The organism is Acidobacteriota bacterium (genome assembly GCA_016716715.1).
In the GTDB taxonomy this organism is placed as follows: domain Bacteria; phylum Acidobacteriota; class Thermoanaerobaculia; order UBA5066; family UBA5066; genus Fen-183.
Genome location: JADJVE010000007.1, coordinates 73,208 through 92,465 on the forward strand (window position 1 = coordinate 73,208; position 19,258 = coordinate 92,465).

Genomic DNA, 19,258 nt, shown 5'->3' on the forward strand with positions numbered 1-19,258 from the left:
TAGCCCGGGAGCCGGGACGGGCGGGGCGGCCATCCGCCCCGCCCGCCGGCCACTCGAGGCGTCAGTGCGCGGCGGCCCCTCTCCCCGTGATGTCGGGAGCCGTCGTGATCGCCTGGCCCGATTTCGGATAGCGCACGCTCGTGACGAGGTCCTGGATCTCCTTGGGCGGCGCGTCCGTCATCAGGGAGACGACCCAGATCGTCAGGAATCCGAGCGGGATGCCGAACACCCCCGACGCGATCGTCGTCGTGCCGAACCAGGAGAGCCCGTAGAAGCGGCTGCCGACCATGTAGAAGACGGTCGTCAGGAACCCAACGAGCATTCCCGTCACGGCTCCGACCTTGTTCGCCCGCTTCCACCAGATGCCAAGGACGAGCGCCGGGAAGAAGGCGCCTGCCGCGAGGCTGAACGCCCAGGCGACCAGCTCCACGATGATCGCGAGCCGGAAGGTCGCGACGCTCGCCGCGATCAGGGCGGTGACGACGAGGAGGACCTTCGTGATCATGAGCCTCTTCATGAGCGAGGCGTTGCGGTTGATGACGTTGTAGTAGAGGTCGTGCGAGATCGCGTTCGCGATCGTCAGGAGAAGGCCGTCGGCCGTGGACAACGCTGCGGCGAGGCCGCCCGCCATGACGAGGCCGGTGATCACGAACGGCAGGCCGGCGATCTCGGGCGTCGCGAGGACGACGAAGTCCGTGCTCTTGACGACGAAGTCCGCGAACTGGACGACCCCATCACCCGCCTTGTCGACGACGTCGAAGAGGCCCGCGGGCTTCCAGAGGTGGATCCACGCGGGCAGCTCGGTCATCTTCGACCCGACGAGCTTCGTGTACACGATGAACCGCGCGAACGCCGCGTACGCCGGAGCCGTGAAGTACAGGAGGAAGATGAAGAACAGGGACCAGCCCACCGACGTTCGCGCCTGGCGGACCGACGGGGTCGTGTAGTAGCGCGTCAGGATGTGGGGGAGCCCCGCCGTTCCGACCATGAGGCAGAACGTGAGCGCGAGGAAGTTCCACATGCCGACGCCCTTCGGCACGGTGAGGTAGTTCGCCTTGAGCGCGTCGTCGCTCGGACCCGACGCGGGCGCCTTCGCCTGGACCGCCGCGGCCTTCGCCTTCGCGACCAGCTTGTCTTTTTCCTCGACCGAGATGCCCGGGGCCTTGGACTTCGCCGTGGCGTCGTCGGCCTCGGCCTTCCAGAGAGCACGCGTGGCCTTCTCCTGCGGGTCGCGCGTGATCTCGACCGCTTTCACGCCGTTCGACTGGAGGAGGCGCCCGTACATGAGCTGGGGCACCGGGATGCCGAACGTCGTCCAGCAGAGGTAGACGACGGGGACGAGATACGACGTGATCAGGATGATGTACTGGGCCACCTGCGTCCACGTGACGGACTTCATCCCGCCGAGGACCGAGCAGAAGAGGACGCCGATCAGCCCGACGAAGACGCCGATGTTGAAGTCGAGGCCGATGAACCGCGAGACGATGAGGCCGACGCCCGTCACCTGCGCGATGAGGTAGGTGAAGGAGCACGTGATCGCGGCGACGACGCCGATGATCCGGGCCGCGTTTCCGCCGTAGCGCGCGCCGAGGAAGTCGGGGATCGTGTAGGCACCGAATTGCCTGAGGTAGGGTCCGAGAAGGACCGCCAGGAGAAGGTAGCCTCCGGTCCACCCCATGACGTAGGCGAGGCCCGCGTAGCCCTGGGCCGAGAGGGCGCCCGCCATCGAGATGAAGGACGCCGCGGACATCCAGTCCGAGCCGGTCGCCATGCCGTTGTAGATCGCAGGCACGTTGCGCCCGGCGACGTAGTACTGGTCGGCGTCGGACGTCCGGGTCACGATGCCGATGACGACGTAGATCCCCAGCGACAGGGCCATGAAGATCCAGCCGATCCACTTGTTCGGCAGGCCGAAGAACTTCTCGGCGAGGCCGATGAGGACCGTGACCGCGAGGAACGCGACGGTGTAGTAGGTGAAAATCTTGCGCAGACTCATGGTTACTCGTCCCCCTCGCGGATTCCGAACTCGAGATCCTTGGCATTCATGAGCTTCGCGTACACGACGATCTCGACCACGAATATGGCGAGCGAGCCCTGGGCCGCCATGTAGTACCCGAGCGGGAAGCCCAGGAACGAGTACGCGTTGAGCGACCCGGCCCACAGGCTCGAGATCAAGAACGTCACCACGAACCAGATCGCCAGGAGCACGATGGTCAACCGCAGGTTGTATCGCCAGTACTCCGCGCGTTTTTCGTCGGTCATCTCGGACATGAGATTTCCCCTCCCTCGGTCAGCCGGATCCGGATGGCGTCCATCATCAAACGTCCTCCTTGTTTCTGAAGCAGACGGAACCGTGAAGTGGCAAGAAACGCCGCGAGCGGCTGCTCGCGTCGTCTGGCGTCAATGGCTGCAACGATCGACCCGAGGTGCTCAACGAACTCCCTCCGGACGTCCCGACGTAGTGGATGAACTCGCGTAGCCTTTGACATGTCGTTTCCAATGTCAAGGGCATTCTCCCGGCCACGGTGCCGCGGGTTAACGCGGCGCGCGATCGGCGAGTTCCTAGAGAAGAGTCCGGAGCGTGCGCGCTCCGAGCTTCGTGACGAGCAGAAGGAAGAGCTCGGCCGTCGCGACCGCATCCGTCAGGGCGTCGTGCGACGGGTACTCGGGGAGGCCGAGGTCCCGGCGCGCGGCGGCGAGATTGAACGAAGGTTCCCGAACTTTCGACGCGAGGCGCTCGACGTCGGCGAGCCTCTCGAGAAGACGCGCCGTGTCGACCACTCTCGGAGCCGGCCACGGCCGCCCCGCGATCGTGTACGCCGCCTTGAGGAACGCGACGTCCACCGCCGCGAAGTGCACGAGGAGCACGCCTTCCCGGAGACGCACGTCCACTTCTCCGAGGACGTCGTGAAGGGAGGGGGCGTCGTGAAGATCCGCAGGGATGAGGTTGTGCGCCTGCAGTGCGCGGGAGTCGGAGACGTGGGCGGTGGAAGGCCGGACGAAGCTCGAGTAGGTCTCGGAGAGGCGGATCGTGCCTTCCCGGATCGGGACCATCCCGACGGCGAGGATCGGGTCGCGCTGGGTCGCGAGGCCGCCGGTCTCGAGGTCGAGGGACCAGAAGAGGATGTCCGAGTAGGCGGGCGAGGGGCCGAAGAACCGCCCGAAGACGCTCATGCGAACGAGACGTGATATCGCTGGCCGGCGTCCTGCTGAGCGTCCCGGATGGCGAGGAAGACTTCCTTTAGGTGTCGGCGTTCGACGGCCGAGAGCGAGTCCAGCGCGATCGAATTCAAGGGTGTCCCTCCGGACGCGACCGCCCGAAGCTGCTCGCGGAGCCGCAGACCCAGGAGGAACGGAAATGCCTGGGAAAGAGTCGCCGCAGCCTCCTGGGGCAGGAGGCCCGTCTCCGCCGCGGCGGCGAGCCTCTCTAGCGTGTTCGTCGCGGTGGCCCCCGCATCGAGCCCGTAGACGCGGGCCAGGCCCACGATCGGCGCGATGCCCGACTTCTTCAGGTCGAGGCGTCCCGCCTCGTCGCGCAGGGTGCGGAACGGGCCCAGCTGCGGCCGGAACCTGAGGGCGGCGCCCGCCATGCGCGAGAGGAACGGCGCGTTCGAGCTCGCCTGCGTGATGAGGCGCGAGATCGGCGAGAGGTCGAGGGAGCCCCCGGCTCTCCGGAAGTCGAAGAAGATCGCGGCCTTCAGGATCGCCTCGGCCTCGGGCACCTCGAGCCAGCTCCGGAAACGCGAAACCCAGTCGGCCAGCGGGCCACGCCAGACGGTCGCCATGTAGCCGCCGGCACAGGGCGGAAAGCCTGACGCGACGAGGTCGGAGACGACGCTGGCCGCGAACTTGGCGAACCAGGCGCCGGCGCTTTCGTCCGCCCCGTCGGCCCAGATGAGGGCATTGTCCTGATCCGTGAGAAGAGCTTGCTCGAAGCGCCCCTCGGAACCGAAGACGATCCAGGCCCACGAGGCGGGCGCGGGGCCGAGATCGGCCTCGGCGAAAGCGAGGAGCCTCTTCACGAGAGCGTCGTTGAGATAGGAAACCAGACGGGCGATCTGGGTCGGGGGCAGGCCCCCGGCAGAGAGGCCGGCGACCATGCGCGCAAGATCGGCGCCGTAGCCCGGAAGTCCGTCGCGGTCGCGGATGGACTCCACGCGTTTCAACAGCTGGAGTGGGCCGAACGTCTGTTCCTTGAGCAGATCCGTGCCTGTGATGATTCCCATGACGCGCCCGTCCTTCGTGACGGGCAGGTGGTGGATTCCTGCGCCCACCATCGCATGCCAGGCGCCGTAGATCGGCGTGTCCGACGGAACCGTGGTCAGGTGAAACGTCGCGATGGACGCCACGGGCGTGTCGGGGCCGAGCCCCTTGGCGAGGACCCGGTTCCGGAGGTCCCGGTCCGTCACGATCCCGGGCGGATCCGACGCGACGAGGACGGAAGACACCCGGCTCGCCTCCATCGCCCGCGCCGCGTCGCCCGCGGTCGCGGTGACCGGCACCGTCACGAGCGGACGGCGAACGAGCGAGCCGACGGTCGCATACACGTCGAGGCTGAACGTCGCGTCGCCGGGGAACGCGGTCGCGGTGCGGAGCCTCGTGGCGAGCCCTTCCGTGAAGAACCGGGCGAACCCGGGCTCGGAGAGGAGGCTCCGGAACACCTTTTCGGGAATGCGGTACGCGAGGAGGTCGTCGGCCACGACGACGTCGAACGCCACGCTTCCGGTGAGGAGCGAGGCGAACCCGAAGAGATCGCCTTCCTCAAGGTGGTCGGCGACCGTTCCTCCCTTTTCGAGGCGTACCGTGCCCTTGCGGATGAGCCAGAGATGGACGCTCGGACGACCGAGCTGGGACAGGACGCGGGTTCCCGAAGGAAAGTAGCCGACGTCGAGGGAGCGGGCCGCCATCTCGAAGCTGTCGACGTCCAGCGAGTCGAACGGCGGAACGCTCCGCAGGAAGCCCCGGGGATCGAGCGGGGGAGTCCCCGGAACGCTCGCCGAGGCCATCAGCCCTTCGGGATGCCGAGCTTTTCGAGATTCGCCTTCACGTCGTCCACGGAAGTAGCTGTCTTCAGGTAGTCGACGACGGCGTCGACGGGAGTCGGCTTCGGGCCCTCGGTATTCATGCCCGGCAGCGAGGCGATGAACTTCTTGCCGGCCTCGCTCTTCTGGTCGAAACGGAAAAGCTCGGGGCCGGGAACGAGCCCGCCGAGCTTCAGCGTCGAGATCGTGAGCCAGAGAGGGTCGGTCGCGTGCTGATTCGTGGAGATCTCGCCGTGAATCAGGATGCGCTCACCGCTCTCGAGCTTCATGTGACAGCGGGGCCCCATGGCATCCTTCTTGTAGCTGACGATGTGCCCCATGGCGCGTCTCCTTTCTCCAGGCCCATTCACCAGAGCAGGCGTCAACGAACTCTCGGCGCAGAATACGCCGGTTCCGGAGCCGGACGCGTTCCCGTGGCGAACGGGGGCCCGAAGTCTCACCCCCGAATTGATGCAACCGAATCATGGCCCGGCGGATGCACGAGCCTTAAGTTGAAATGCTTCTTGATTTAAGCTGAGGGAAGGGCGCACAGCCGCTTGGCTGGCGGATGGAGGACAAGAATGAGCACAGCGGCACCCGCGGAATCAGGCAACAGGGTCATCACGTCCGCCGAGGAGAGGCGCGTCATCGTCGCGTCGTCGGTCGGCACGGTCTTCGAGTGGTACGACTTCTACCTCTACGCCACTCTCGCCCCGTTCTTCGCGAGCCTCTTCTTCCCGAAGGGAAACGAAACGGCGGCCCTCCTCTCGGCCTTCGTCACGTACGCGGCGGGATTCCTCGTCCGTCCGTTCGGCGCCCTCATCTTCGGGCGCGTCGGCGACCTCGTCGGCCGCAAGTACACGTTCCTCGTGACGATCGCGGTGATGGGCGGCGCGACCGCGGCCGTCGGGTTCCTGCCGACGTTCGCGACCATCGGATGGTGGGCGCCCGCGATGCTCGTGACCCTCCGCCTCCTGCAGGGCCTCGCCCTCGGCGGCGAGTATGGCGGCGCGGCGACGTACGTTGCCGAGCACGCTCCTGACCACCGGCGCGGCTACGCGACGAGCTGGATCCAGACGACGGCGACCGTCGGGTTCTTCATGGCCCTCCTCGTCATCTACGCCTGCCGGGCGTGGATTCCGGCCGCGGACTTCGCGAACTGGGGATGGCGCATCCCGTTCGTCCTCTCGCTGGTGCTCCTCGCGATCTCCATCTACATCCGGCTCAAGCTGCAGGAGTCGCCGATCTTCCAGCGCCTCAAGGCGCAGGGGAAGCGCTCCAAGTCGCCCATCAAGGACAGCTTCTTCAAGTACCCGAACAACAAGTACGCGGCGCTCGCCCTCTTCGGCGCCACCGCGGGCCAGGGCGTCGTCTGGTACACGGGCCAGTTCTACGCGCTCTTCTTCCTCACGATCACGCTGAAGATGGACTGGCAGACGGCGTACACCCTGATCGCCCTGTCCCTGCTCCTCGGGACGGGGTTCTTCATCGTGTTCGGAGCGCTCTCGGACAAGATCGGCCGCCTGAAGATCATTCTCTTCGGCTGCCTGATCGCGGCCCTCACGTACATTCCTCTCTTCAAGGCCCTCACGCACTACGGGAACCCGTCCCTCGAGAAGTACCAGGATTCGGTTCCCGTCTCGATCGCGGGCACGAATTGCCAGATGCACATCTTCGTGACGCCGTTCACGAAGTTCTCTCCGTGCGACAAGGCCCAGGACTTCATCGCGAAGCAGGGACTGTCGTTCACGACGCTCCCGCCGCAGGGTGACGACGTCGTCATCAAGATCGGCAGCGTCGAGATCAAGGGCTACGACGAGGCGAAGCTCAAGGAAGCCATGAAGACGACGGGCTATCCGAGCCCGGCGTTCAAGAAGGCCGAGATGAACTTCGGGATGGTTCTCCTGATCCTCTTCATCATGGTCATCTACGTGACGATGGTCTACGGGCCGATCGCGGCCTTCCTCGTCGAGCTGTTCCCGGCGAACATCCGGTACACGTCGATGTCTCTCCCGTACCACATCGGCAACGGCTGGTTCGGCGGCATGCTTCCCCTCATCGCCACGGCGTGGGTCGCCGCGTCGGGCAACATCTACCAGGGCCTCTGGTACCCGATCATCGTCGCCATGATCACGGTCGTGATCGGCGGTCTGTTCCTGCGCGAGACGAAGGACGTCAAGATCCACGAAGAAGTCTGACCGAAGAATTCCTTTGAAGGTTCATGGGCCGGGCGGCACGTCGCGCCCGGCCCTTTTTATTCGCGGGCCTCCCGTTAAACTCCGACCGTGGCCGACGAAAGACCTTCGATTTCCCCCTTTCTAAGAGAATTTCTTCGGTCCGAAGCGGCCTCCGGTGTGCTCCTCCTCGTCGCGGCCGTAGCCGCGATCGCGCTCGCGAACTCGCCGTTCGCGGGCGCCTACTCCCACGCGACGCACCTTCCGATCCAGTTCGGCGAGGGGTCCTGGCGCGTGGACTCGACCCTCTCCCACGCGATCAACGACGGCCTGATGGCCGTGTTCTTCCTCGTCGTCGGGCTCGAGATCAAGCGCGAGTTTCTGACGGGGGAGCTTTCCGGGAAGGGCGCCGCGATTCTCCCCGTGGCGGCCGCGTGCGGGGGAGCGGCCGTCCCCGCGTTGATCTACGCCGCGTTCAACGCCGGGACGCCCGCGGCGCACGGCTGGGGCATCCCGATGGCGACGGACATCGCCTTCGCCGTGGGCGTCCTCGCGCTCCTCGGCCGGCACGTGGCGCCCGTGTTCAAGGTGTTCCTCACGGCCGTGGCGGTCGTCGACGACCTGATCGCGGTCCTCGTGATCGCGTTCTTCTACACGTCCGGACTGGACCTCCGCGCGCTCGCCGTCGTCGCCGGCGCGTGCGCGGTCCTCTACGCCCTCAACCGTGCGGGCGTCCACGCCCTCGCCCCGTACCTCCTCGTCGGGGTCGTCCTCTGGGCCGCGATGGCGAAATCGGGCGTCCACGCGACGATCGCGGGTGTCCTGCTCGGGATGAGCATCCCCGCGACGGGCGCCGAGACGTCCCCGCTGCGCCGGCTCGAGCACGCCCTCCATCCCTGGGTTGCGTGGGGGATCATGCCGGTGTTCGCCCTCGCGAACGCGGGCGTGACGGTGCCTGCGGAGCAGGTGGGCGCGATGCTCACGTCGCCGATCGCGCTCGGGATCGTCCTCGGCCTCTTCTTCGGCAAGCAGGTCGGGATCTTCGGGACGACGTTTCTCCTGGCCCGCTTCGGCGTCGGTTCGCTTCCGCTCGACGCGCGAGCGCGCCGGTCGCTGTGGGGGGTCGCGCTGCTCGGCGGGATCGGTTTCACGATGTCTCTCTTCGTGAGCGGCCTTGCTTTCACGGACGAGGCGATGGTGGACGTCTCGAAGGCCGCGATCCTCGCGGGCTCGTTGATATCGGGTCTCGGCGGGGCGGCCGTTCTCGCGAGCGTTCCGGCGCCGGTGGCGGGAGACGCGGACGCCGGTTAGACTCCCGCGTCGAGGATGGCCATCTTCGGGAAAAGCTCGCAGAGCCCGGCACACGCGGGCCGAGTCGAGCCGGCGCGCGGGCCGTCCGTCATCGGGCCCCACACTCGTATCCAGGGCGAGCTCCTCGGAGACGAGGACGTCCTGGTGGAAGGCCGCGTCGAGGGGCGCGTCCTCCTCGCGCGCGAGTTCCGCGTCGCCCCGGGCGGGGTCGTGGTCGCGGAGGTGCACGCCGGCACGGTCGTGATCGCCGGCGAGGTCATCGGCGACGTGAGCGCGACCGAGCGCGTCGAGATCCTGCCCTCCGGCTCCCTGGAAGGAAACATTCGCGCCCCGAAGGTCGCCGTGGGCGACGGGGCGCGATTCAAGGGAAGCGTCGACATGAGCGCCGGGGCCCCTCCCGGCGACGACGCTCCCAGCTGATCGAAAGGAACTCCGCACATGGCACCGTCCGCACCCGTTCACGGCAACTGGATTGCCGGCAAGCACGTTCCCGCCCGCTCGGGCCGCACGTTCGAGAACCGCAACCCCGCCGACGTGACCGACCTCATCGGCCGCTTCGCGGACTCCGACGAGCGCGACGTCAAGGACGCCGTCGACACGGCGGCCGAGGCTTACAAGAGCTGGCGCCTCGTGCCCGGCCCGCAGCGCGGCGAGATCCTCTACCGGCTCGGCGAGATCCTCCGCGACCGCAAGGAGCAGTACTCGCGCGACATGACGCGCGAGATGGGCAAGGTCCTCAAGGAGGCCCGCGGCGACGTCCAGGAAGCCATCGACATGGCCTTCCTCATGGGCGGCGAGGGACGGCGGCTGCACGGGCAGACGACGCCCTCCGAGCTCCCGAACAAGTTCGCCATGTCCGTACGGGCCCCGATCGGCGTCTGCGCGTTCATCACGCCCTGGAACTTCCCCATGGCGATCCCGGCGTGGAAGTCCACGGCGGCCCTCGTGTGCGGGAACACGGTCGTCGTGAAGCCCGCCACCGACACGCCGCTCTCCGTCGTGAACTTCGCGAAGGCGCTCGAGGACGCGGGCCTGCCGCCCGGCGTCTTCAACGTCGTGACGGGATCGGGCTCGAAGGTCGGGATGCCGCTCCTCAAGGACCCGCGCGTGAAGGTCGTCTCGTTCACGGGTTCGACGTCCGTCGGGCGCTCGATCAACGAGGCCTGCGCGCCTTCGTTCAAGCACGTCCATCTCGAGATGGGCGGCAAGAACCCGATCATCGTGATGGACGACGCCAACCTGGAGCTCGCCGTCGACGGCGCGATCTGGGGCGCGTTCGGGACGAGCGGGCAGCGCTGCACGGCGTCGTCGCGCCTTCTCGTGCACCGCAAGGTCGTCAAGAAGTTCACGGCGATGCTCGGCGAGCGCGCCGCCGCCCTGAGGGTCGGCAACGGGCTCGACGAGAAGAACGAGATGGGCCCGGCGATCAACGAGAGCCAGCTCGACACGGTCCTCGACTACATCTCGATCGGCAAGGATGAGGGCGCGAAGCTCGTCTCCGGCGGCAAGCGCCTGACGGGAAAGGGTCACGACAAGGGCTGGTTCGTGTCGCCCACCGTGTTCGGCGACGGCGACCGGAAGATGCGGATCGCGTGCGAGGAGATCTTCGGGGCCGTCACGGTCGTCGTGCCGATCTCGTCCCTCGAGGAAGCGATCGACATCTCCAACGAGTCGGAGTACGGCCTGTCGTCGGCGATCTTCACGCAGGACATCAACAAGGCGTTCGTCGCGATGCGCGACCTCGAGGCCGGTATCTTTTACGTGAACCTGCCGACGATCGGCGCCGAGACGCACCTGCCGTTCGGCGGCACGAAGCAGACCGGCAACGGGCACCGCGAGGCTGGTCTGGCCGCGCTGGACGTCTTCAGCGAGTGGAAGTCGATTTACGTGGACTACTCCGGAACGATCCAGAAGGCGCAGATCGACGTGCCGGCGGGCGAGGCCTCTGCGAAGAAGAAGAAATAGCCGGGGATTTTCTTAGAAGGTGAAGAGGGCGGAGGCCTCGCTCAGGCGAGGCCTCTTGCTTTTTGGTACGCCGGAATCGCCGCCGCCAGGATCTCGACGGCCGCCTTCAGGTCCTCGTCCTTGAGGACGTACGCGATCCGCACCTCGTCCTTGCCGAGGCCCGGCGTCACGTAGAAGCCGCTCGCGGGCGCGACCATGACGGTCTTGCCGTCCTTCTGGAAATCCGTGAGGAGCCAGGCGGCGAAGTCGTCGCTGTCTTTGATCGGGAGCCGCGCGACGAGGTAGAAGGCGCCCTCGGGCTTCCGGAGGAAGACGCCGGGGATGCCCGAGAGGCCCGTAAAGAGCGTGTCCCGGCGCTTCTGGTACTCGGTGACGACGCCCTTGTAGTAGTCCGGGCCGAGCGCGGCGGCCGCGGGCGCGATGTACTGCGCGAGGCCGGGCGGGGAGAGGCGGCCCTGCGCCATGCGGTTCGTGGCGGCGGCGAGCTCCTCGTTGCGCGTCACGAGCGCGCCGAGGCGGATCCCGCAGGCCGAGAACCGCTTTGAGAGCGAGTCGACGACCACGACCTCGTGCTCGAACCCGGCCAGCGAAAGCGCGCTCTCGGACACGCGGCCGTCGTACAGGAACTCGCGGTAGACCTCGTCCGAGACGAAGAAGAGTCCGTGATCGCGGCAGAACTCGGCCACGAGGCGGATCTCGTCCTTCGTGTAGACGGTGCCGGTCGGGTTGTTCGGGTTGCAGAGGAGGACGATCCGCGTCTTGGGCGTCAGCGCCTTCTCCCACTCGGGGCGGCCGGGCAGGTGGAAGCCGTCCTCGCCGCGGGTCACGATGGGCTTGAGCGTGAGCCCTGCCATCGCCGCGAACGAGCGGTAGTTCGTGTAGAGCGGCTCGACGGTGAGGATCTCGCCGCCGGGGTCCGAGCAGGCCATGAACGCGAAGAGCAGGGCCTCGCTGCCGCCGGTCGTGGCGAGGATCTGGGACGGCTCGAGCGAGACGCCCAGCCGTCCGTAGTACGTCTTCAGGAAGTCGAGGTACTCCGGCGTGCCGTTCGACGGCGAGTAGGCGTAGACCTTGTCCTTCAGCTCGGCGAGGCGGCGCCGCATCGGCTCGGGCGTCTCGAGGTCGGGCTGGCCGATGTTCAGGTGCAGGACCTTCACGCCGCGGGCCCGTGCGTCGTTCGCCAGGGGCATCAGCTTGCGGATGGGGGAGGCGGGCATGGCAAGACCGCGCGCGGAGACGTGGGCGGCCGTACGGGTGGTGCTCATGGTCCGCCAGACTAGCAAAAGCGCGAAGGTAGACTCCCCGAATGTCGCCGGCGGTCTGGATCCTCCCGTTCGCGACGCTGCTCCTCGCCATCGCGCTGTTTCCGCTGCTCCTGCCGGAGCGGTGGGCGCATTTGAAGTTCCAGGCGCTCGTGGCTGGTGTCGTGAGCCTTCCGGTGGCGGTTCGCTTCGTGGTGCACGGCCCCGGAGCGCTGGCCGAGATCGCGCACTCCTACGTCTCGTTCGTCGTCCTCCTCGGCTCTCTGTACGTCGTCGCGTCCGGAATCGTCGTCGACGGCGACGTCCCGGCCACGCCGCGCACGAACACCCTGCTGCTTCTCATGGGCGGCGTCCTCGCGTCCGTCATCGGGACGACGGGCGCCTCGATGCTCCTGATCCGTCTCGTCCTCGACGTCAACGTCGAGCGAAAGAACGTTTCGCACACCGTCCTGTTCTTCATCCTCATCGTCTCGAACATCGGCGGCTCGCTGACGCCGATCGGGGACCCCCCGCTCTTCCTCGGTTACCTGGCGGGCGTTCCGTTCTTCTGGACGCTCGTCCTCCTCAAGCAGTGGGCCGTCGCGCTCGGCATCCTCCTCGCGGTCTACTACGTGATCGACCGGCGGCTTCACGCCCGCGAAACGCACGCGGCCATCCTCGAGGACGAGCTCACGATCCGCCCGATCCGGATCTCGGGAAAGTGGAACTTCGTCCTCCTCCTCGGCGTCGTCCTCGCGACGGTTTTCCTGCCGTCGCCCTGGCGCGAGATCGCCTCCGTCGCGTGCGCCGGGGCGAGCTTTCCCCTGACGACGAAGGGTCTCCGGGCAGGAACCGGGTTCTCGTGGCATCCCATCCTCGAGGTCGCGGTCCTCTTCGCCGGGATCTTCGTGACCATGGAGCCGGCGCTCGTCATCCTCCGGGAGCGCGCTCCGACGCTCGGGTTGACGGAGCCGTGGCAGTTCTTCTGGGCGACGGGCGCTCTCTCGGCCTGGCTCGACAACGCTCCGACGTACGCCGCGTTCTTCGCGCTGGCCCGCGGCCTCGGCCGGCCCGAGGTCGCGGGCGTGCCGGCTCGGGTTCTGGAGGCGGTGTCGGCGGGGGCCGTCTTCTTCGGGGCGATGACGTACATCGGAAACGGGCCGAACTTCATGGTGCGGTCGATCGCGGTCTCCCGCGGCGTCGCAATGCCTTCGTTCTTCGGCTACGCCTGGCGGGCCGCGGCGATCCTGCTGCCGCTCTTCGCGCTCGAGACCCTGCTCTTCTTCCGCTGAGCGGATGCCGGCGTCAGGCCGGAAGGCGGAGCCCGGCGGCCGAGAGCAGGCCGGCCAGGTCCGGCGGGACCGGCGCCGTAAAGCTCATGGCCGCGCCGGTAGCCGGGTGCCGGATTCCGAGCCGCCACGCGTGCAGCGCCTGCCGCGGGAAAGTCTTGCACGCTTCCTTCAGGCCCTCGTCCTTCAAGCCTTTCCAGCGCGGCGAGCCGTAGACGGAGTCGCCGACGATCGGCAGGTTCAAGGCCTTGAGGTGGACGCGGATCTGGTGAGTTCGGCCCGTGACGAGCCTGCATTTGAGGAGAGAGAGACCGGAGAGGGGACCCGAGGATTCGGAGAGGATTTCATAGAAGGTTGAAGAGGCGCGGCCCTCGCTCTTCGACGTCGTCATTCGCTTTCGGTCACGCGGGTCGCGCAGGATGCCGAGGTCGATCTTCCCCTTGTGGACGGGCGGGTGACCGTAGACGACCGCCAGATAGTCCTTTTCCAGGAGTCTTTCTTTCATCGCTTTCCCGAGCACGGACATCGCACGCTCGGTCTTCGCGATGATCAGCACCCCCGACGTGTCCTTGTCGAGCCGGTGGACGAGGCCGGGGCGATCCGCGGGGCCCGCCCAGTCCTTCGAGCGGTGCAGGAGCGCGTTCACGAGCGTCCCCTGGCGGTGGCCGACGGCGGGATGTACGACGAGGCCGGAGGGCTTGTTCAGAACCAGGATTTCGGAATCTTCGAAGAGAATGGAGAGAGGGATGTCCTCGGCGAGGATGTCGGGCCGGGGCGGGGGAGGCGGCGGGAGGACGATTTCGATGACGTCCCCCTTCTTCACCTTCTCAGAAGTTTTCTTCGGTCTCCTCCCCGCGATCGAAACCGATCCCCGTTCGATCCACTCCTGGATCTTCGTGCGCGAGGCCTCGGGCAGGTCCGTCAGGTGGCGCAGGAGGACGTGGTCGAGACGCTCGCCGACGTCGCCCCGGTCCGCGCGGATCGTCCGGGCCGGCCGCGGCTCGTCGCTCACGCCGGTTTCGGGGCGGGCGGGATCCGGCGGCGCAGCGCGAAGATCGCGAGGCCCGCAACCACTCCGCAGAGCGCGATGAACTGCGAGGTCGACATCACGCCCAGGACCTCGCCGCGCGGGTCGCCCCGGAAGATCTCGATCGTGCCGCGCAGGAGCGCGTACCCGAAGACGTACCGGGCGAACGTCTCACCCGAGAACGCCCGCCGCTCGAAGCGTACGAGAAGCACGCAGAGGAGGAGCGTGCCGAGGACCTCGTAGACCTGCGTCGGGTGGAGGGGGATCCCGAGCGGGACGCCGACGTTCTCGTGGGCGACGGGGCTCGTGAACGTGACGGCCCAGGGGAGGGCGCATTCCCGGCCCCAGCAGCAGCCCGCGAGGAAGCAGCCCACGCGCCCGAGCGCCTGCCCGAGGGCGGCGGAGGGCGCCGCGGCGTCCGCGAACGTCCAGAACGAGATCCCGCGGCGCCGGAGCAGGATCGCGGTCGCGAGAACCGCGCCGATGAGGCCGCCGTAGAAGACGCCGCCCGCGCGGGCGAGCGACGCGAAGTCGCTCCACGAACGGACGTAGGACGGCCATTCGACGATCACGAGGAGGAGCTTGGCGCCGACGAGGCCCGAGAGGAGCAGCCACACGCCGATGTCCGACGCCGTCTCGGCCTCGATGCCGAACGACGGGGCCCGGCGGCGCATGAGCCAGAGCCCGGCGACGAAGGCCATGGCCATCATGAAGCCGTAGCTCGGGAGCGCGAACGAGCCGATGCGGAAGAGCTCGGGATGCATCCGGGTCAGCTCCTCGCGGCCTTCGGCGCCGGCTCGGGGCGGCGCCAGATGTCCCACGCCAGGAGGACGACGCCCACGGAGATGGCGCTGTCGGCGACGTTGAAGGACGGCCACTCCCAGCGGTCGACGTAGAAGCGCAGGAAGTCGGTGACGGCCGAGAAGCGGACGCGGTCGATGAGGTTCCCGACGGCTCCGCCCATGATCAGGCCGAGCGCGCCCTGGAGAAGGCGGTGTTCCGGGGGCGTCGTCAGCGACCAGGCGAGAACGCCCGCAAAGACCGCGAGGGCGAGCAGCGTGACGAGAAGCGGACGCGCCGAGCCCGCCGAGGCGAGGACCCCGAACGCGGCGCCCGTGTTCTGGAGGTGGGTGAGGTCGAAGAAGCCCGGGATCACGGGGATCGTCCGGTAGAGCGGGATCTTCCCGACGACGAGCGCCTTCGTGGCCTGGTCGAGGACGACGACGCCCAGCGCGAGGGCGAGATAAGGGAGGCGCCGCGTCACCGTGAGATTCTAACCGCCGACGACCGCGCGGCAGCGCGCGCAGACGCCGTCTTCGCCGGGCTCGACGTCCTTGCGGACCTGCCAGCAGCGCGGGCACTTGGCGCCCTCCGCCGGGCGGGCGAGGACACCTTCGGCGTTCGCGTCCCGCACGACGGACGAAGTCCCGAAAACGTCCCGAAGATTTTCTTCCGAAAGGTGAAGAGAGGCGAGTGCCTCGTCCAGGCCGGCGGAGCGCCCGACCACCGCCTCGGCCTGCGCCGCGGAGCCGACCTTGTTCTCGCGGCGCAGCGGCTCGAGGGCCTGCAGGAACTCCGCCCGCAGCGCGAGAACCACTCCCCACGCCTCTCTTTCACTCGAAGAGATCTGCGAAACGCTCAATTCCCCCCAGCTCATCAGAAACAGCGCGGACGGGTCCTTCGCATTCCCGGGCAGCGATTCGAAGATTTCCTCCGCCGTGAACGGGCAGATCGGGGCGAGCGCGGTTGCGATCGTCTCGACGATCTTCCACGCGGCCGTCTGTGCGGACCGGCGCACGGGGTCGTTCGGCGCGAGGACGTAAAACGCGTCCTTCCGCACGTCGCACCAGAACGCGGAGAGGTCGGTCGTGACGAGATCCAGGAGGCGGCGAACCACGGCGTGGAACTCGTACCGTTCGTAGGCCCCGCGCGCTTCCGTCGCGAAGCGGGCCGCGGCGTCGAGAGCCCACCGCTCGAGAGGCTCGAGCGTCCCGTCCGGGACCGCGTCCCTCGAGGGGTCGAAGTCGAAGAGGTTCGAGAGGAGGAACCGCGCCGTGTTCCGGATCTTCCGGTACGCCTCGGCCGTCCGCTGGAGGATCTCCTTCGAGAGCGGGTCGTCGTTCGTGTAGTCGAGCGACGCGACCCAGAGGCGGATCACGTCCGCGCCCTCGGTCTTGAGCAGGTCCTGCGGCTCGATCGTGTTCCCGAGCGACTTCGACATCTTCCGGCCGTCGCCCGCGACGACGAAGCCGTGCGTGAGCACCGTGTCGTACGGCGCACGGTCCGTCAGCGCGACGGACGTCAGGAGCGACGACTGGAACCAGCCGCGGTGCTGGTCGTGGCCCTCGAGGTACATCACCGGCACCGGCGGCTGCGCCGTGTACGGGTCCGCGAGGCCGTAGTCGCCCGAGCGGAGCACGGCCGCGTGCGACACGCCGGAGTCGAACCAGACGTCGAGGATGTCCTTCAGCTTCTCGAAGTTCGTGCCGCCGCAGGAAGAGCACGAAGATTCTCTTAGAAAGTAAGACGGGGGGAACGCATCGTCGTACCAGGCGTTTGCTCCGTGCTCGCGGAACGCTTCCCTTACCCTTTCAAAGAAATCTTCTCTTTCTCTTTTTTCCTTTTCGGTGACGTTCCCTTCGACCCGCGGGAAGTGGGAGACAACGCCTTTCTGTTTGCAGTCCGCGCAGCGCAGGAACGTGATCGGCGAGCCCCAGCGGCGCTGGCGGGAGATCGTCCACTCGAGGCGGTTGTCGACCATCGCGCCGATCCGGTTCTCGCTGTAGGACGGGATCCACTCCACGCGGCCGCGGATCTCGCCCATCGCGCGGTCGCGCAGCGCCCCGAGGTCGATGAACCACTGGTGCGTCGCCCGGAAGATGACCGGGTTCTTACAGCGCCAGCAGTGGGGATAGGAATGCGGGGATTTCTTCTGAGAAAGAAGAATGGCTCCGGAAGCGTCCCCCGCGGTCATGGCCTCCAGAACTGCCGTGCTCGCGTCGTCGGCGGGTGTTTTCGGCGTCACGACCCTTTTTCCTCGAAGGGATTCCGGCGCGTTGACGTCGTAGTAGCCGCCCTCGTCGACGGGGCAGAGCGCCGGGTCGTCCACCTTGAAGCCGGCGCGCCGCACGACCTCGTAGTCGTCGCGGCCGTGGCCGGGCGCCGTGTGGACGAGGCCCGTGCCGTCCGTCGTCGAGACGTGCTCGCCGAGGAGGAAGCCGAAATTGTCGTTCGGATCGTTCGAGAAGGGCCTCGTGTACAGAAGCTTCGCTCCGGCAAGGGCCGCGCCGCTTTTCTTCGAGCGGGGAAGAGGGGCGGCGTCGCGCCAGCCGAGCTCGGCCGTCACCTTCGTCACCAGCTCCTCGGCGACGAGGTAGGCGACGCCCGGCTCCGATTCCCTTTTCAGAAGAACGTATTCGATCTTCGGACCCAGCGCGATGGCCCGGTTTGCGGGAAGGGTCCAGGGCGTAGTCGTCCAGATGACGGCGTAGACGCACGGCGAACCCGCGGCCTCGAGGGCGGCGCCCCACGCGCCTTTCGAAGAATCTTCTCTCACGGGCATCGCCACGTAGATCGACCAGTCCGTCTTGTCCTCGTACTCGATCTCGGCCTCGGCGAGCGCCGTCCTGTCGTGGACGCACCAGAGCACGGCCTTGAAGCCGAAGGAGACGAGCCCCTTCTCGACGAACCGCCCGAACGCCCTCGCGATCTCGGACTGGTAGGAGAAGTCCATCGTCCGATACGGCTTCATCCACGCGCCGAGGACGCCGAGGCGCATGAAGTCGGTTCGCTGGACGTCGATCCACTTCTCGGCGTAGGCGCGGCACGCGTCGCGGATGGCGACGTCCGACATTCCGCGCTTCTTCGGGCCGAGCTCCTTGTCGACCTTGAGCTCGATCGGGAGGCCGTGGCAGTCCCATCCCGGCACGTACGGCGCGTCGAAGCCGGCGAGCGTCCGGGACCGCACGACGAGATCCTTCAGGATCTTGTTCATCGCCGTGCCCATGTGAATCCGGCCGTTGGCGTACGGCGGGCCGTCGTGGAGGAGGTACCCGGGAGCGCCCTTCCGCGCGGCGCGGATGCGGCCGTAGAGGTCGCCCTCCTGCCAGCGGGCGAGGCGCGGAGGCTCGCGCTTCGGGAGATCCCCTCTCATGGGGAAGTCCGTCTTCGGGAGCAGGAGCGTGGATTTCCAGTCGCGGCCCATTCGAGCCGCGGAGGTTACATGATTCAGATGGATCAGGCGGCGCTCCGGAGCCCTGTTCGTCCCTTACACTCCGCCGCGCATGACGTCGCTCAAGACCGGTGTCGTCGGCTGCGGCTATCTCGGCCGCCACCACGCCCGCATCCTGTCCACTCTCGAGGGTTCGAGCCCGGCCGGCTTCGTCGAGACGGACGACGCCGCGGCGGCGGCGATCGAGGCCGCACACGGGGCCACGGGGATGGTCCGCAGGCGGTCGATCCGGGATCTCCTCGACGAGGGGGCGACGGCCGTCGTCGTCGCGTCGCCCACCGTCACGCATGCCGCCGTCGCGGAGGAGCTCCTCCTCGGAGGCGCCGACGTGATGGTGGAAAAGCCGATCACGGCGACGCTCGCCGAGGCGGACCGCCTCGTCGCGATCGCCCGCGAGCGGGGTCGCGTCCTGCAGGTCGGGCACATCGAGCGCTTCAATCCAGCCGTCGCGGCGGTCCGGCCGCTCGTCACGGACGTGAAGTTCATCGAGGCGCACCGCCTCGGGGTCTTCGTCGCGCGCGCGCTGGACGTCGACGTCGTCCTCGACCTCCTCGTCCACGACCTCGACATCGCGCTCGACCTCGTGGGCCGACCGGTCGTCGAGATCCGCGCCGTCGGCGTCCCGATCCTCTCGAACAAGATCGACATCGCCTCCGTGCGGCTGTCGTTCGAGGGCGGGTGCGTCGCGAACCTGACGGCCTCGCGCGTCTCGCAGGAAAAGACCCGGAAGTTCCGGTTCTTCCAGCCGGACTGGTACTTCTCCATCGACACCCAGAACCGCGACGTGACGGCTTTCCGCCTCGACCGCATGACGGGCCCGCCGCGCATCGTGCCGTGGCCGGTGGCCGTCGAGCCGCAGGACGCGCTCACGGCCGAGGACGCGGCGTTCCTGAAGGCCTGCCGCGAGCGCAGCGAGCCCGAGGTGACCGGCGAGGCGGGCCGCGCGGCGCTGAAGCTCGCCCTCGACATCCTCGAAGAGATGGGCCGGAACCGGTGAAG

At 67.7% G+C, this 19,258-nt stretch carries 16 protein-coding genes; 6 read left to right on the forward strand and 10 right to left on the reverse strand.

The window, feature by feature from the left end; genetic code table 11:
* Positions 1-61 precede the first annotated feature (61 nt).
* The 5 genes from IPL89_12540 to IPL89_12560 all read right to left on the reverse strand — a co-directional run bounded on the left by IPL89_12540 (position 62) and on the right by IPL89_12560 (position 5,362).
* Positions 62-1,996 carry a cation acetate symporter gene (locus tag IPL89_12540; GenBank protein MBK9064004.1) on the reverse strand — a complete coding sequence of 645 codons (1,935 nt, stop codon included), beginning with the start codon at positions 1,994-1,996 and terminating at the stop codon, positions 62-64.
* Positions 1,997-1,998: 2 nt separating this feature from the next.
* Complete coding sequence (locus IPL89_12545; GenBank protein MBK9064005.1) at positions 1,999-2,262, reverse strand: DUF4212 domain-containing protein; 264 nt, start codon at positions 2,260-2,262, stop codon at positions 1,999-2,001.
* A 300-nt stretch (positions 2,263-2,562) separates the two neighbouring features.
* Positions 2,563-3,174: a 3'-5' exonuclease gene (locus IPL89_12550; GenBank protein MBK9064006.1), complete on the reverse strand. Its 612-nt coding sequence runs from the start codon at positions 3,172-3,174 to the stop codon at positions 2,563-2,565.
* Entirely contained in the window at positions 3,171-5,006 is a 1,836-nt protein-coding gene (locus IPL89_12555) for a cyclic nucleotide-binding/CBS domain-containing protein (GenBank protein ID MBK9064007.1), read from the reverse strand. Before IPL89_12555 ends, IPL89_12550 begins: the two co-directional genes overlap by 4 nt.
* A complete protein-coding gene (locus IPL89_12560) occupies positions 5,006-5,362 on the reverse strand; it encodes a hypothetical protein (GenBank protein MBK9064008.1) in 357 nt (118 codons plus the stop codon). The genes IPL89_12555 and IPL89_12560 overlap by 1 nt, the downstream gene beginning before the upstream one ends.
* A 240-nt stretch (positions 5,363-5,602) precedes the next feature.
* Between IPL89_12560 and IPL89_12565 the strand changes: the two genes are divergently transcribed.
* From IPL89_12565 to IPL89_12580, 4 genes are all read left to right on the forward strand, one after another.
* The gene (locus IPL89_12565; GenBank protein MBK9064009.1) at positions 5,603-7,219 is read left to right on the forward strand and encodes an MFS transporter; all 1,617 of its coding nucleotides are present in this window, start codon (positions 5,603-5,605) and stop codon (positions 7,217-7,219) included.
* Positions 7,220-7,306: 87 nt separating this feature from the next.
* Complete coding sequence (nhaA, locus tag IPL89_12570) at positions 7,307-8,506, forward strand: Na+/H+ antiporter NhaA (protein MBK9064010.1); 1,200 nt, start codon at positions 7,307-7,309, stop codon at positions 8,504-8,506.
* 15 nt (positions 8,507-8,521) lie between these two features.
* Entirely contained in the window at positions 8,522-8,926 is a 405-nt protein-coding gene (locus tag IPL89_12575; GenBank protein MBK9064011.1) for a polymer-forming cytoskeletal protein, read from the forward strand.
* Between the two features lie 18 nt (positions 8,927-8,944).
* The gene (locus IPL89_12580; GenBank protein ID MBK9064012.1) at positions 8,945-10,471 is read left to right on the forward strand and encodes an aldehyde dehydrogenase family protein; all 1,527 of its coding nucleotides are present in this window, start codon (positions 8,945-8,947) and stop codon (positions 10,469-10,471) included.
* 41 nt (positions 10,472-10,512) lie between these two features.
* On the opposite strand, the gene IPL89_12585 is transcribed toward IPL89_12580, so the two are convergent.
* On the reverse strand, positions 10,513-11,736 hold the full coding sequence (locus tag IPL89_12585; protein ID MBK9064013.1) for a pyridoxal phosphate-dependent aminotransferase: 1,224 nt from the start codon (positions 11,734-11,736) through the stop codon (positions 10,513-10,515).
* A gap of 41 nt (positions 11,737-11,777) precedes the next feature.
* Between IPL89_12585 and IPL89_12590 the strand changes: the two genes are divergently transcribed.
* The gene (locus tag IPL89_12590) at positions 11,778-13,004 is read left to right on the forward strand and encodes a sodium:proton antiporter (protein MBK9064014.1); all 1,227 of its coding nucleotides are present in this window, start codon (positions 11,778-11,780) and stop codon (positions 13,002-13,004) included.
* Positions 13,005-13,017: 13 nt separating this feature from the next.
* Here the strand turns inward: IPL89_12590 and IPL89_12595 are convergent, their stop codons facing one another.
* The 4 genes from IPL89_12595 to ileS are packed head-to-tail and all read right to left on the reverse strand — an operon-like array spanning position 13,018 to position 18,232.
* Positions 13,018-13,983 carry an RluA family pseudouridine synthase gene (locus IPL89_12595; protein MBK9064015.1) on the reverse strand — a complete coding sequence of 322 codons (966 nt, stop codon included), beginning with the start codon at positions 13,981-13,983 and terminating at the stop codon, positions 13,018-13,020.
* 26 nt (positions 13,984-14,009) lie between these two features.
* A complete protein-coding gene (gene lgt / locus IPL89_12600; GenBank protein MBK9064016.1) occupies positions 14,010-14,792 on the reverse strand; it encodes a prolipoprotein diacylglyceryl transferase in 783 nt (260 codons plus the stop codon).
* A gap of 5 nt (positions 14,793-14,797) precedes the next feature.
* Entirely contained in the window at positions 14,798-15,292 is a 495-nt protein-coding gene (gene lspA, locus IPL89_12605; protein ID MBK9064017.1) for a signal peptidase II, read from the reverse strand.
* Positions 15,293-15,301: 9 nt separating this feature from the next.
* Positions 15,302-18,232 carry an isoleucine--tRNA ligase gene (gene ileS, locus IPL89_12610; GenBank protein ID MBK9064018.1) on the reverse strand — a complete coding sequence of 977 codons (2,931 nt, stop codon included), beginning with the start codon at positions 18,230-18,232 and terminating at the stop codon, positions 15,302-15,304.
* Between the two features lie 79 nt (positions 18,233-18,311).
* On the opposite strand from ileS, the gene IPL89_12615 reads away from it, so the two are divergent.
* The gene (locus IPL89_12615) at positions 18,312-19,256 is read left to right on the forward strand and encodes a Gfo/Idh/MocA family oxidoreductase (GenBank protein ID MBK9064019.1); all 945 of its coding nucleotides are present in this window, start codon (positions 18,312-18,314) and stop codon (positions 19,254-19,256) included.
* Positions 19,257-19,258 lie beyond the last annotated feature (2 nt).

Coding starts and splice junctions, on each gene's coding strand:
- IPL89_12540 (MBK9064004.1), bottom strand. CDS start 1,996: ATGAGTCTGCGCAAGATTTTCACCTACTACACCGTCGCGTTCCTCGCG.
- IPL89_12545 (MBK9064005.1), bottom strand. CDS start 2,262: ATGACCGACGAAAAACGCGCGGAGTACTGGCGATACAACCTGCGGTTG.
- IPL89_12550 (MBK9064006.1), bottom strand. CDS start 3,174: ATGAGCGTCTTCGGGCGGTTCTTCGGCCCCTCGCCCGCCTACTCGGAC.
- IPL89_12555 (MBK9064007.1), bottom strand. CDS start 5,006: ATGGCCTCGGCGAGCGTTCCGGGGACTCCCCCGCTCGATCCCCGGGGC.
- IPL89_12560 (MBK9064008.1), bottom strand. CDS start 5,362: ATGGGGCACATCGTCAGCTACAAGAAGGATGCCATGGGGCCCCGCTGT.
- IPL89_12565 (MBK9064009.1), top strand. CDS start 5,603: ATGAGCACAGCGGCACCCGCGGAATCAGGCAACAGGGTCATCACGTCC.
- IPL89_12575 (MBK9064011.1), top strand. CDS start 8,522: ATGGCCATCTTCGGGAAAAGCTCGCAGAGCCCGGCACACGCGGGCCGA.
- IPL89_12580 (MBK9064012.1), top strand. CDS start 8,945: ATGGCACCGTCCGCACCCGTTCACGGCAACTGGATTGCCGGCAAGCAC.
- IPL89_12585 (MBK9064013.1), bottom strand. CDS start 11,736: ATGAGCACCACCCGTACGGCCGCCCACGTCTCCGCGCGCGGTCTTGCC.
- IPL89_12590 (MBK9064014.1), top strand. CDS start 11,778: ATGTCGCCGGCGGTCTGGATCCTCCCGTTCGCGACGCTGCTCCTCGCC.
- lgt (MBK9064016.1), bottom strand. CDS start 14,792: ATGCATCCCGAGCTCTTCCGCATCGGCTCGTTCGCGCTCCCGAGCTAC.
- ileS (MBK9064018.1), bottom strand. CDS start 18,232: ATGGGCCGCGACTGGAAATCCACGCTCCTGCTCCCGAAGACGGACTTC.
- IPL89_12615 (MBK9064019.1), top strand. CDS start 18,312: ATGACGTCGCTCAAGACCGGTGTCGTCGGCTGCGGCTATCTCGGCCGC.